The organism is Micromonospora sp. NPDC007220, assembly GCF_040634035.1.
GTDB lineage: Bacteria > Actinomycetota > Actinomycetes > Mycobacteriales > Micromonosporaceae > Micromonospora > Micromonospora reichwaldensis.
Window position 1 is genome coordinate 36,617 of record NZ_JBEYEU010000013.1, and the last position, 13,813, is coordinate 50,429.

General features: G+C 73.2%; 5 protein-coding genes. 4 read left to right on the forward strand and 1 reads right to left on the reverse strand.

Features of this window, described 5'->3' with window-relative positions; genetic code table 11:
* Nucleotides 1-765 precede the first annotated feature (765 nt).
* The 4 genes from ABZ573_RS21590 (at nt 766) to ABZ573_RS21605 (ending at nt 12,974) form a co-directional block, all read left to right on the forward strand.
* Entirely contained in the window at nt 766-4,464 is a 3,699-nt protein-coding gene (locus tag ABZ573_RS21590) for an amino acid adenylation domain-containing protein (RefSeq protein WP_358120337.1), read from the forward strand.
* A 126-nt stretch (nt 4,465-4,590) separates the two neighbouring features.
* Nucleotides 4,591-8,286 carry an amino acid adenylation domain-containing protein gene (locus tag ABZ573_RS21595; protein WP_358120340.1) on the forward strand — a complete coding sequence of 1,232 codons (3,696 nt, stop codon included), beginning with the start codon at nt 4,591-4,593 and terminating at the stop codon, nt 8,284-8,286.
* 84 nt (nt 8,287-8,370) lie between these two features.
* Complete coding sequence (locus tag ABZ573_RS21600) at nt 8,371-12,075, forward strand: amino acid adenylation domain-containing protein (protein ID WP_358120343.1); 3,705 nt, start codon at nt 8,371-8,373, stop codon at nt 12,073-12,075.
* A 260-nt stretch (nt 12,076-12,335) separates the two neighbouring features.
* Nucleotides 12,336-12,974 carry a peptidoglycan DD-metalloendopeptidase family protein gene (locus ABZ573_RS21605; RefSeq protein WP_358120346.1) on the forward strand — a complete coding sequence of 213 codons (639 nt, stop codon included), beginning with the start codon at nt 12,336-12,338 and terminating at the stop codon, nt 12,972-12,974.
* 135 nt (nt 12,975-13,109) lie between these two features.
* Here the strand turns inward: ABZ573_RS21605 and ABZ573_RS21610 are convergent, their stop codons facing one another.
* Nucleotides 13,110-13,805 carry an HAD-IA family hydrolase gene (locus tag ABZ573_RS21610; RefSeq protein ID WP_327028025.1) on the reverse strand — a complete coding sequence of 232 codons (696 nt, stop codon included), beginning with the start codon at nt 13,803-13,805 and terminating at the stop codon, nt 13,110-13,112.
* Nucleotides 13,806-13,813 lie beyond the last annotated feature (8 nt).

Sequence of the window (13,813 nt, forward strand, 5' to 3'; positions counted from 1 at the left end):
TCCGTGGGATGGGCCGGTCAGCCGACCGCGGGCGGCCCTTTCCGTCGCCGGGATCGCCAATTCTCCGATTCGAACCCTGGACCTGGGCTGACCGAATAGCCTTTTTCGACTTAGACCCCGGGATCGTTCTCCGTCGAAACCCGGACATTCGTGCATCGACCCTGCCGGAGGGCGCCAACCATCCACTATAGAAAAGATATAGCCGCGTGTGTTAATGCCGAAAAATTCGCGGCATCTGGCCGCGATCCTGATCAATCATCAGCAGAGAACACCACACTGACCAGCGCAAATTGCCGATCCGGCGGCGAGGACACGGGACGCGGACCGGTGGTCGGTCATTGCTCCGGACGTATCCTCGGCGGCCCCCGGCCGGAATCTCCGGCCGTCACCCTAGGGGTCGACGTGCGCATCTCTAGGGGTGTACGCCACTCCACCGCGCTTCGTAGGGTCGGGCCCCATCGGTTCGTCGTTCCCTTTCATTGCACCGGGCGGGGGACGAGTGTGGGTGCGCGGCGCCCCGGACGGACGGGAGGCGCCGGTGATCGGATCGGGCACCGACCTGCTCCTTTCGATCGACGACGTGGTGGCGACCCGGAATTCGGACGGTGAACCCGTCCTGGTCGCACCGCATGTCCGCGCCCGGCCACCCGAGTCGGCCGCGGTGCCCGCGAACCGCCCCTGCCGCGCCGACCGGAATGCGCCCGGTGGTGCGGTACCGAGGCCCCGTGCCTTCCGGTCACCCCCTCTCGATCGGAGGTTGAGCTGATGTCTGTCGGGTTCGATGGTGCGCGGACCGTGGACGGCGCGGTCGACGCCGAAACACTGGACCTGGTGGGGGACCTGCGCCGGCCGACGGTGTGGCCGGCCCGGGCCGCCTCGGTGCACCGGGTGCTGCCCTCCTCGCCGCCGAACGACGGGCCGGGCGGCGACGTCGTGGTGGCGGGGGTCGTGGCGGTGCTGGCCCGTTGGACGGCCCAGGAGCAGGTGGTGCTGGGCCTGGAGTCCGGTGGCGGCGGTTCGGCGCTGCGGGTGGACGTGGCGGGTGATCCGGGTTTCGCCGAGCTGGTGACGCGGGTGCGCGCGGCGCTGGCGGCGCCGGTGGCCGTGGGCCGGGAGCCGGTGGGCCCGGTGGTGCTCGGGCTGGTGGACGCTCCGGTGGCGGACGCGGGGCCGGCAGTGGTGGACGTCGACCTGGTGATCGGTGTGGCCCCGGACGGGTCGGCGCTGCGGGTGGACTACGCGGCGGAGGGTTACTCGGCGCAGTGGGTGCGGGGCCTGGTGGACCAGGTCGTGGTGCTGGTCTCCGCCGGGTTGGCGGGGCCGGAGGTGGGGTTGTCGGCGTTGCCGTTGGTGGGCGATGCGGAGCGGGAGCGGTTGCTGGAGTGGGGCCGGGGCCCGGTGCGTGAGGTGCCGGCTGAGCCGATCCACGAGCTGGTGCTGGAGTGGGCGCGGCGCACGCCGGAGGCGGTGGCGGGTGTCGCCGGCGATGAGGTGTTGACGTACGGGGAACTGGATCGCCGGTCGGCCGCGCTGGCGGCGTATCTGCGGTCGGTGGGCGTGGGCGCCGGTGACGTGGTGTCCGTGGCGTTGGAACGCGGGCTGTGGTCGCTGGTGGCGACGACGGGTGTGCTGCGGGCGGGCGCGGCGTACACGCCGATGGACGTGTCGTGGCCGGTGGAGCGGATGCGGGTGCTGCTGGCCGACCACGGCGCCCGGGTGGTGTTGACCGTCGGTGCGGTCGCGCCCCGGATTCCCGGTGACGACGGGGTGTCGGTGGTGGCGTTGGATGACGACTGGCCGGTGGTGCGGGCGTGTGAGCCGGTGGACCTGCCGGTGGTGCCGGCGTCCGCGCCGGCGTTCGTGATCTACACGTCGGGTTCGACGGGCACGCCCAAGGGTGTCGTGCTGACGCACGAGAGGCTGACGAACTTCCTGGCGTGGATGACCGACGAGTGCGCCATCGGCCCCGACAGCCGGATGCTGCATTCGGCGGCACCGGTCTTCGACGCCGCCTTCGGGGAGATCTTCGCGACGCTCACCGGTGGTGGCCGCGTCGTCGTCTGCTCCCGCGACGACCTGCTCGACGCGCGTCGGCTCACCGACCTCATCAACCGGCACGACGTCACCCACACGTTCGGACCGGCCACCAACGTCGCCCCGCTCGATCCGGCCGCCTGCCCGGGTCTGCGCTGCATCATCTTCGGCGGCGAGGCCGTCCCGCCGCAGCTGGCCCAGCGGTGGTTGACGGCGGGCACGCGGGTGGTGAACGCGTACGGGCCGGCGGAGATCGCCGTGGCGTGCACGTGGTTCGACGCGTCGGCGGGTTGGGGCGGCGCGTACGTGCCCATCGGCTGGCCCATGCCCAACCGGCAGATCCGCGTCGTCGACGCCAACCTCGACCTCGTCCCGATGGGCGTACCCGGCGAAATCCTCATCGCTGGCTTCGGCGTCGCCGACGGCTACCTCAACCGCCCCGAACTCACCGCCGAACGCTTCGTCACCGACCCGTACGGCGGCGGGACCGCCTACCGCAGCGGCGACCTCGGACGGTGGAACGCCACCGGCGCGCTGGAGATCCTCGGCCGGATGGACCACCAGGTCAAGGTCAACGGCATCCGCATCGAACTCGGCGAGATCGAGACCACCCTCGCCCGACACCCCGACGTCGGCGCCGCCGTGGTCGTGCGCCGCGAGGACGACGGCACCGCCCGACTCGTCGCCTACGTCACCGGACGCAACGGCCGTACCCCCGCCGTCGGCGACCTGCGCGCGCACGCCGCCACCGTGCTCCCGTCCTACATGGTTCCCGCCGTCGTCATGGTCCTCGACCACTTCCCCGTCGGCGGCACCGGCAAGGTCGACCGGCGGGCCCTGCCCGCACCCGACACCCGACGCCCCGACCTCGGGGTGGAGTTCGTCGAGCCGGCGACGAACGAGGAGCGCCTCGTCGCCGCCGTGTTCGCGACCGTCCTCGGCATCGACCGGGTCGGCACGGGCGACAGCTTCTTCGACCTGGGTGGCACGTCGTTGCAGTCGGCGGCGGTGGCGACGCGCATCGACGAGGCCGCCGACGTCGTCGTGCCCGTCTCGCAGATCCACCGCACCCCCACCCCGCAGGCGCTGGCCCACTGGCTGACCACCGCGCCCCGCCGTACGGACGCCGGCTCGACCGCCGGGCAGGCCCGTCAGCGTCCCGGCCCGGTTCCGCTCGCGCAGCAGGTCGCGAAGTGCCTGATGTCGCCGCCGGAGGTCGTCGTCCCGGTCACCTGGTGGATCGAGGGCGAGCTGGACCTGCGGGCGCTGATGGCGGCGCTGGGCGACGTGCACCGCCGGCACGAGGCCCTGCACGCCCGCTACCGGCGGACAGCTCCCCCGGTGGCGCTCGTCCCGCCGAACCCGGCGATGCCGCAGCTGCGGCTGCTCACCGACGCCGCCAGCGAGCAGGAGGCCCTGGACCAGCTCGCCGAGGCGGTGCAGCAGCCGCTCGACTACACCCAGGGCCGCGTCTGGCGGGCCGCCCTGATCCGGGAGAAGTCGACCGGGCGGGTCCTGTTCGGCGTGGGCATCCACCACATCGCCTTCGACGGCTGGTCGTACGCGCTGCTGGTGCGGGACCTGAGCCACGCCTACGCGGCGCGGTTGTCGGGCGCGGCCCCCGAGTGGGCGCGGCCGGCGCCGACGCTGCGCCAGTCGTACGAGGAGTACGCCCGGCTGCGCGACGCCGCCGACCTCGACGCGCAGCGGGCCTACTGGCGCGAACAACTGCGCGGCCTGCCCCGCCAGGGCCGGGGCGACGCCACCGCACCGCTGGAGCAGGCGCTGGCGTGGGGTCCGAAGGCCGGGCACACCGTCACCGTCACGCCGGAGGTCATGCAGCGCTGGGACCGGGCCGCCCGGGAGCAGCGGTTCAGCCGGTCCAGCTACTTCGTCGCGGCGTTCGCCTCCGCGCTGCGCGCCGTCCACCAGCAGGACGACATCGGCCTGCTGATGGTGGTGGCCAAGCGGGGCAGCCGCGTCCTCGACTCCGCCTTCACCACCCGGCTGAACCTCAACTGCGTCCGGGTGCGCTTCGACGGGCCGGAGGACGACAAACTCGTCCTGCGGGTCAACGAGACGATCAGCGACCTGATGCGGGCCCAGGACGTCCCCTTCGCGGAGACCGCCGACGACCCCGCCGCCGGGCTCTCCGGCGAGGTGGTCGCCAGCCTGCCGACCTTCGTGTTCCAGGACAACGTGGTGCTTCCGCTGGAACTGCCCGGCTGCCGGGCCGAGGAGGTCGTCGACCCGTACGCGCGGGAGGTGCCCAACGGGCTCACGGTCGAGGTGCTTCCCCGCGCCGACCACGCCCTCCTGCGCGTCACCATCCGCACCGACTACCTGCCGTACAGCTTCGCCGAGGAGCTGAACGGGCACATGCTGCGCTTCCTGGAAGCCGGGCCGGCGGGCTCACCCACCACCGGTTGACGGTCCACCCCGTACACATCGGGCTGCTTGTCATGGCCGTGGGCGCGCGGGCCGCGTCCCCGGAGTTCGTGGTTCTTCCCCGGCGTACCCCCGCAGGCGACGCCGGGCCTGATCGGAGGTTGACTGATGTCTGTCGGGTTCGTTGGTGGTCGTGCCCAGGCCACGGATGTCGTCGGGCCCGACTTCGAGGTCCTCGACCTGATGGGGGACCTGCGCCGGCCGACCGCGTGGCCGGCCCGGGCGGCCTCCGAGTTCCGGCCGGTCGACGTGCCCGGCCCGGCCGGCGCGCGGCCCCCCGGCGCGGTGCTGCTGGCCGGTCTGCTGGGAGTGCTGGCCCGGTACACCGGCCAGGCCGAGGTGGCGGTGGGGCTGTCGTCGGGTGGCGTGCTGCGGGTCGACGTCACGGGTGATCCGGGTTTCGGGGAGCTGGTGTCGCGGGTGGCCGCGGCGCTGGCCCAGCCGGTCGCGCGGGACGCGGCGGGTCCGGTGGTGGTCGGGCTGGTGGACGCTCCGGTGGCCGAGGTGGGACCGGACGTGGTGGACGTGGACGTGGACGTGACCGTCGCGGGCGACGGATCGGCGATCCGGGTGGACTACGCGGCGGACGGGTTCTCGGCCCAGTGGGTGCGGGGCCTGGTGGACCAGGTGGTGCTGTTGGCGTCCGTGGGGTCGGCAGCGCCGCAGACCGCACTGTCGGGGTTGCCGTTGGTGGGGGACGCGGAGCGGGAGCGGCTGCTGGGCTGGGGCCGGGGTCCGACCCGCCCGGTGCCGGCCGAGCCGATCCACGAGCTGGTGCTGGAGTGGGCGCGGCGCACGCCGGACGCGGTGGCGGGCGTCGCCGGCGGGGAGGTGCTGACGTACGCGGAGTTGGCCCGCCGCTCGGGGGCACTGGCCGCGCAGCTACGGTCGCTGGGCGTACGGCCCGGTGACGTGGTGTCGCTGGCGTTGGACCGCAGCCTCTGGACGTTGATCGCCACCCTGGCCGTGCTGCGGGCGGGAGCCGCGTACACGCCGATGGACGTGTCCTGGCCGGCGGAGCGGATGCGGCTGCTGCTGGCCGACCACGGCGCCCGGGTCGTGCTCACCGTCGGCGAGGTCGCCCCACGCGTCCCCCGACCCGACGGTGTACGGGTCGTCGCCCTCGACGACGAGTGGCCCGCCGTGGAGGCGGCCGAACCCGTCGACCTGCCGGTCGTCGAGGCGTCCGCGCCGGCGTTCGTGATCTACACGTCCGGCTCCACGGGCACGCCGAAGGGCGTCGCGCTGACCCACGACATGCTGACCAACTTCCTCACCTGGATGCGCGAGGAATGCGCGGTCGGCCCGGACAGCCGGATGCTGCACTGCTGCGCGCCGGTCTTCGACGTGGCCCTCGGCGAGATCTACACCGCGCTGACCTCCGGCGCCCGCGTCGTCGTCAGCTCCCGCGACGATCTCCTCGACGCCCGCCGCCTCACCGACCTGATCGCGAAGGAGCAGGCAACCCACGCGTTCTGCCCGCCCACGAATCTCGCCGCCGTGGACCCGGCCGACTGCCCGAGCATGTCCTGCGTGACCCTCGCCGGGGAGCCGATCCCGCCCCGCATGGCGCAACGGTGGATGGCCGCCGGCGCCCGCCTGATCAACGCGTACGGGCCCGCCGAGGCATCCGTCGCCTGCACCTGGTTCGACGCGTCGACGGGCTGGCCCGGCGCGTACGTGCCGATCGGCTGGCCCATGCCCAACCGGCAGATCCGCGTCGTCGACGCCAACCTCGACCTCGTCCCCATGGGCGTGCCCGGCGAAATCCTCATCACCGGCGCCGGGGTCGCCCACCAATACCTCAACCGACCCGAACTCACCGCCCAACGGTTCGTCACCGACCCGTACGGCGGCGGAGTCGCCTACCGCACCGGCGACCTGGGCCGGTGGAACACCACCGGAGCACTCGAGATCCTCGGCCGGATGGACCACCAGGTGAAGGTCAACGGGATCCGCATCGAACTCGGCGAGATCGAGGCCGTCCTCGAACAACACCCCGACGTCGGCACCGCCGTCGTCACCCGCCGCGAGGACCACGGCACCGCCCGGCTGGTCGGCTACGTCACCGGGCGCGAGGGTCGCCTCCCCGTCACCGCCGAGCTACGGGAGCACGCCGCCGCCGTGCTCCCGCCCTACATGGTCCCCGCCGTGATCATGGTCCTCGACCGGTTCCCCGTCGGCGGCACCGGCAAGATCGACCGACGGGCGCTACCGGCACCCGACGCGCAACGCCCCGACCTCGACGTGCCGTACACCGAGCCGGCCACCGACTCCGAACGCATCGTCGCGGGGGTCTTCGCGGCGGTGCTCGGGCTGGACCGGGTCGGGGCACGCGACGGCTTCTTCCACCTCGGCGGCACGTCGTTGCAGTCGGCGGCGGTGGCGGCCGGCATCGACGAGGCCGCCGACGTCGTCGTACCCGTCTCACAGATCCACCGCACCCCCACCCCACAGGGACTGGCCCAGTGGCTCGCCACCGCCCCCCGCCGCCCCAAGGCCGAACCGGAGGCGCCCGTCACCGGCCGTCCGGGCCCGTCGAAGCCTGTCCCGCTGACCCTCTCGGTCGCCAAGTGCGTCTGGCTCCCCTTCGAACTGGTCTGCCCGACCACCTGGTGGATCGAGGGTGAGCTGGACCTGCGGGCGTTGATGGCGGCGCTCGGCGACGTGCACCGCCGGCACGAGGCCCTGCACGCCCGCTACCGCCGCGTCGACCCGCCGGTGGCGCTCATCCCGCCGAACCCGGGCATGCCGCAACTGCGACTGCTCACCGACGCCGCCACCGAACAGGAGGCCCTCGACCAGCTCGCCGAGGCCGTACAGCAACCCCTCGACTACACCCAGGGCCGCAACTGGCGCGCCGCCCTGATCCGCAACAAGACCACCAACCGGATCCTGTTCGGCATCGGCATCCACCACATCGCCTTCGACGGCTGGTCACACGCGCTGCTCGTGCGCGACCTTAGCCACGCCTACGCGGCACGGCTGTCGGGCCAGGCCCCGGCCTGGGCACGCCCCGCGCCGACGCTGCGCCAGTCGTACGAGGAGTACACCCGGCTACGCGACGCCGCCGACCTCGAAGCCCAGCGGACATACTGGCGCGAGCAGCTGCGCGGCCTGCCCCGCCAGGGCGAGGCCCCACCCCAGGCGCCCCTGGAGCAGGCACTGGCGTGGGGCCCCAAGGCCGGGCACATCGTCACCGTCACCCCCGAGGTCATGCAACGCTGGGACCAGGCGGCGCGGGAACAGCGGTTCAGCCGATCCAGCTACTTCGTCGCCGCGTACGCCTCCGCGCTGCGCGCCATCCACCAGCAGGACGACATCGGCCTGCTGATGATCGTGGCCAGGCGCGGCAGCCGCATCCTCGACTCCGCCTTCACCACCCGGATCAACTCGAACTGCGTCCGGGTCCGGTTCCGGCCCGAGGAGGACCTGCTCCGGCACGTCCAGCAGACCGTCGACGAGCTGATGGCCGCCCAGGACATCCCCTTCTCGGAGACCGCCGCCGACCCGGCCGTCGGCCTGCCCGGCGAGGTGGTCGCCAGCATCCCCGGCTTCGCCTACCAGGACAACGTGGTCCTCCCGCTGGACCTGCCCGGCTGCCGGACCGAGGAGGTCGTCGAGCCGTACGCGCGGGAGGTGATGAGCGGGCTGACCGTCGAGGCGATCCCCCGGGACACCGACGCCCTGCTGCGCATCACCATCCGCACCGACCTGATCCCGTTCTCCCTCGCCGAGGAGTTGGGCGCCCACATGCTCCGCTTCCTCGAATCGGGGCCCGCCCCGGCTCCCGGCACCGCCTGACCGCCCGTACACGCACCTGTTCCTGGTTTCCTGACCCGGCCGTACCCCCTGCCGGTGGTGCCGGTCCTGATCGGAGGTTGACCCATGTCCGTCGGGCTCGTAGGTGCCCAGGCCCCGACCGCGGGTGTCGCGGGGCCCGACTTCGAGGCCCTCGACCTGATGGGTGACCTGCGCCGGCCGCTGGCGTGGCCGGCCCGGGCGGCGTCCGAGCTGCGTACGCTCGCGCTACCCGACCTGGCGGGCCCGGAGCCGGCGGGACTGGTGGTGCTGGCGGGCCTCGTCGGGGTGCTGGCCCGCTACACCGGTCAGGAGGAGGTGGCGCTCGGCCTGTCCTCGGGCGGGACGGTGCTGCGGGTGGGCGTGGCGGACGATCCGGCGTTCGGTGAGCTGGTGGGCCGGGTGGGTGCGGCGTGGGCCGCGCCGGTGGCAGGTGCGGGTGTGGTGGGCCCGGTGGCGGTGGGCCTGGTCGACGGCCCGGTGCCCGGCGTGGGCCCGGAGACCGTGGACGTCGACCTGGTGGTCAGCGTGGCCTCGGACGGGTCCGGGCTGCGGGTGGACCACGCGGCGGAGGGCTTCTCCGCGGACTGGGTGCGGGGCCTGCTGGACCAGACCGTGACGCTGGTGTCGGCCGGCGTGCGGGAACCCGAGGTCCCGCTGTCCGGGCTGCCGCTGCTGGGCGCGGCCGAGCGGGAGCGGCTGCTCGCCTGGGGCCGGGGTCCGGTCCGCCCGGTGCCGGCCGAGCCGCTGCACGAGCTGGTGCTGGCGTGGGCGCGCCGCACGCCGGACGCGGTCGCGGGCGTCGCCGACGGCGAGGTCGTCACGTACGCGGAACTGGCACGCCGTTCGGAGCTGCTCGCCCGCTACCTGCGCTCCGCCGGTGTCGGCGTCGGGGACGTGGTGTCGCTGGCGCTGGACCGCGGCATGTTGACCCTCGTCGCCACCCTGGCCGTGCTGCGGGCGGGAGCGGCGTACACGCCGATGGACGTGTCCTGGCCGGCGGAGCGGATGCGGCTGCTGCTGGCCGACCACGGCGCCCGGGTCGTGCTCACCGTCGGCGAGGTCGCCCCACGCATCCCGCGCCCGGACGGCGTAAAGGTGGTCGCCCTCGACGACGAGTGGTCCGCCGTGGAGGCGGCCGAAGCGGGCGAGCTGCCGGTCGTGGACGCCTCCCGGCCGGCGTTCGTGATCTACACGTCCGGCTCCACGGGCACGCCGAAGGGCGTCGTGCTGACCCACGACATGCTGACGAACTTCGTCACCTGGATGCGCGACGAGTGCGCGGTCGGCCCGGACAGCCGGATGCTGCACTGCTGCGCGCCGGTCTTCGACGTCGCCCTCGGCGAGATCTACACCGCGCTGACCTCCGGCGCCCGCGTCGTCGTCAGCTCCCGCGACGACCTGCTCGACGCCCGCCGGTTGACGGAGCTGATCGCGAAGGAGGAGACCACCCACGCGTTCTGCCCGCCCACCAACCTCGCCGCCGTGGACCCGGCCGACTGCCCGAGCATGTCCTGCGTGACCCTCGCCGGGGAGCCCGTTCCGCCGCGCATGGCGCAACGGTGGATCGCGGCCGGCGCGCGCCTGATCAACGCGTACGGGCCCGCCGAGGCCGCCGTGGCGTGCACGTGGTTCGACGCGTCGGCCGGCTGGAGCGGCGCGTACGTGCCGATCGGCTGGCCCATGCCCAACCGGCAGATCCGCGTCGTCGACGCCAACCTCGGCCTCGTCCCCATGGGCGTGGCCGGCGAAATCCTCATCACCGGCGCCGGGGTCGCCGACAGTTACCTCAACCGACCCGAGCTGACCGCCCAACGGTTCGTCACCGACCCGTACGGCGGCGGGGTCGCCTACCGCACCGGCGACCTGGGCCGGTGGAACGCCTCCGGGGCGCTGGAGATCCTCGCCCGGATGGACCACCAGGTCAAGGTCAACGGCATCCGCATCGAACTCGGCGAGATCGAGGCCGTCCTCGAACAGCACCCGGGCGTCGGCACGGCCGTGGTCGTCCGCCGCGAGGACCGGGGCGTCGCCCGGCTGGTCGGCTACGTGACCGGCCGGGACGGCCGCAAGCCGGCCGTGACCGAGCTGCGGGAGCACGCCTCGGGTGTGCTGCCCCCGTACATGGTCCCCGCCGTGATCATGGTCCTCGACCGGTTCCCCGTCGGCGGCACCGGCAAGATCGACAGGCGGGCGCTGCCGGAGCCGGGCCCGCAGCGCCCGGACCTCGGCGTGGACTACGTCGAGGCCGCCACCGACGAGGAACGTCTCGTGGCCGGAGTGTTTGCGACCGTCCTCGGCATCGACCGGGTCGGCACGCGGGACAGCTTCTTCGCCCTCGGCGGCACCTCCCTGCAGTCCGCCGCCGTCGCCGCGGCCGTCGACGAGGCCGCCGACGTCGTCGTACCCGTCTCGCAGATCCACCGCACGCCCACCCCGCACGGCCTGGCGCACTGGCTCACCACCGCGCCCCGCCGTCCCCCGGCCGAACCGGAACCGTCCGTCACCGGCCGTCCCGGCCCGGCCGGGCCCGTCCCGCTGACCCTGTCGGTCGGCAAGTTCGTCTGGCTCCCCTTCGACCTGGTCTGCCCGACCACCTGGTGGATCGAGGGCGAGCTGGACCTGCGCGCGCTGATGGCGGCGCTCGGCGACGTGCACCGCCGGCACGAGGCGCTGTACGCCCGCTACCGGCGGGTGGACCCCCCCGTGGCCGTCGTCCCACCGAAGCCGGGCATGCCGCAGCTGCGACTGCTCACCGACGCCACCAGCGAGCAGGAGGCCCTCGACCAGCTCGCCGAGGCCGTGCAGCAGCCGCTGGACTACACCCAGGGCCGCAACTGGCGGGCCGCGCTCATCCGCGACAGGTCGACCGGGCGCATCCTGTTCGGCATCGGCATCCACCACATCGCCTTCGACGGCTGGTCACACGCGCTGCTCGTCCGCGACCTCGGCCACGCCTACGCCGCCCGCCTGGCCGGCCGGGCGCCCGGCTGGGACCGCCCCGCGCCCACGCTGCGCCAGTTCCACGACGAGCACACCCGACTGCGGGCCGCCACCGACCTCGACGCGCAGCGCGACTACTGGCGCGAGCAGTTGCGCGGCCTCGCCCGCCAGGGCGAGGGCCGGCCGCAGTCGCTGCTGGAGCAGACCCCGACCTGGGGCCCTCGGACCGGGCACATCGTCACCGTCCCTCCGGAGGTGCTGGACCGCTGGGACCGGGCCGCCCGCGAACAGCGGTTCAGCCGCTCCACCTATTTCGCCGCCGCCTACGCCTCGGCGCTGCGCACCATCCACCAGCAGGACGACATCGCCCTGCTGATGATCGTCGCCCAGCGCGGCAGCCGGATCCTCGACTCCACCTTCACGAGCAGGATCACCTCCAACTGCCTGCGGGTCCGTTTCGACGGGCCGGAGAAGGACCTGATCCGAGCGGTCCAGCGCACCGCGGACGCGCTGATGGCCGCCCAGGACGTCTCCTTCGTGGAGATGACCGTCGACCCGGTCCTCGGCATGTCCCGCGAGGTGGCCAACAGCATGCCCTCGTTCGCCTACCAGGACAACGTGGTGCTGCCGCTGGAGCTGCCCGGCTGCCGGACCGAGGAGGTCGTCGAGCCGTACGCCCGGGAGTGGTCGGGTTCCTGCGTCGCCGAGGTGCTTCCCGGCAACGGGGGCGCCCTCCTGCGCGTCACCATCCGCACCGACCTGGTCCCGGCCCCCGTCGCCGAGATCCTGGCCACCGCCATGCTGCGCTTCCTGGAAGCCGGACCCGGGGCCGTCGACGGCGCGCACTGAGAGCGCTTCAGGGGCCCCTATCGACGTGTATCGCCACGGCTTCCGCCGGGGCTAGCATCACGCTGTCGATGATGATCTATCGCCCGCCCCCGGCGGGCCAGTCGGAGGTGATTTCCCTGCGCCGCGTAACGCAGACCCTGATCGCTGTCCTGGTCTCCTGTTTGACCGTGGCCCTGTCGGCTGTGCCGGCACACGCCGCCGCCCAGGTCAGGGTGTACGTACCCAGTGGACTCCCGCTGAACATCCGCAATGCGCCGTCGGTGAGCGCAGCGGTGATCGGCAGTGTCCCCAACGGCAACACCGTCACCATCACCTGCCACGTCCGAGGGGACTCCGTCCAGGGTTTCGCCGGCGTCACCAACATCTGGAACAAGCTCTCGGGCGGCGGGTGGCTCACCGACGGATTCCTGGAGACCGGTTCGAACGGCCCGGTCGTCCCGCCCTGCGGCAGCTCCGCCCAGTTCAAGCTGCCGTTCCCGGCCGGACGCGCCTACCCGATCACCCAGGCGGCGGGCAGCAGCTTCTCCCACAACGACGTCTACAACCGGCACGCCATCGACTTCGGCATGCCGGTGGGCGTGCCGATCCTCGCGTCCGCCGCGGGCACCATCCGCTTCGAGGGCTGGGCGGGCGGCGGCGGGATCATGGCGCTCGTCGACCACGGCAACAACCGGTGCTCCCAGTACGCCCACCTGAGTGCCACGATCATCAACAACGGTGACCGCGTGGCGCAGGGACAGCGGATCGGAACCTCCGGGGCGACCGGCAACGTGACCGGCCCGCACCTGCACTGGAACATCGTCAACTGCGACACCCAGACCAGCCGCGAGATCCCCAACAGCGTCGAGGTCGGCACCAACTACGTGGTGGGTACGGCGCCGGTCAGCCGCAACGGCTGAACCGACCCGACCGGACACACCGGACAGGCGGGCGGGGACTCCGGACGGTGTCCCGGCCCGCCTGTTCAGGGCGGGCCGGACGTGCACGACAGGTTCGGGTCGCGCCCGTCACGACGGGGAGCGGGCGGGCGGGTCTCAGTGGACGAGGGCCGCCGGGCAGTGCGCGAGCAGCTCCGTCGGGGCGTGCACGACCAGGTCGGGGCCGGCGGCGAGCAGCGCGGCGACGTCCCCGCCGTGCCAGGTGGTGGCCACCGCGGTCGCCCCGGCGTCCCGGCCGCTGAGCAGGTCGATGACCGCGTCGCCGACCATCATCGCCTGGCCGGGCGGCACGTCGAGGTGGCCGAGCGCCTGGAGCACGATGTCCGGGGCGGGCTTCGGGCGGGCCACCTCGTCGGAGCCGATCACCTGACCGAAGAGGCCCAGCACGCCGAGCTGGTCAAGCAGGGAGCGGGCCCGGGGGCCGGCCTTGCCGGTGGCGATCGCCATCCGGATCCCCCGGGAGTGCAGCGTCTCCAGGGTCTCCCGGACGCCGGGGAAGAGCGGCACCAGGTGGGCCATCCGGTAGCTCTCCCGGACGAACGGCTCCTCCATCTCCAGGGGCAGCCCCATCAGCCGCATGATGTCCGGGAAGTACCGGCCCATGTGCCGGTTGTACTCCTCGAACGGCGCCGGCCCGTCGCCCACCACCTCGGCGTACGCGATGCTGAACGCCTCACGCATGACGGCCGAGCTGTCGACGATGACGCCGTCGAGGTCGAACACGACCGCGCGGATCGGGCCGCGGCCCGGCGACGGCGGGGTCACCTCGACGGTGGACGATGGATGGCTCATGGCTGCTC

Excerpts from the sequence above, each read along its gene's own strand:
- ABZ573_RS21590 (WP_358120337.1), top strand. The coding sequence starts at position 766 with ATGTCTGTCGGGTTCGATGGTGCGCGGACCGTGGACGGCGCGGTCGAC.
- ABZ573_RS21600 (WP_358120343.1), top strand. The coding sequence starts at position 8,371 with ATGTCCGTCGGGCTCGTAGGTGCCCAGGCCCCGACCGCGGGTGTCGCG.
- ABZ573_RS21595 (WP_358120340.1), top strand. The coding sequence starts at position 4,591 with ATGTCTGTCGGGTTCGTTGGTGGTCGTGCCCAGGCCACGGATGTCGTC.
- ABZ573_RS21610 (WP_327028025.1), bottom strand. The coding sequence starts at position 13,805 with ATGAGCCATCCATCGTCCACCGTCGAGGTGACCCCGCCGTCGCCGGGC.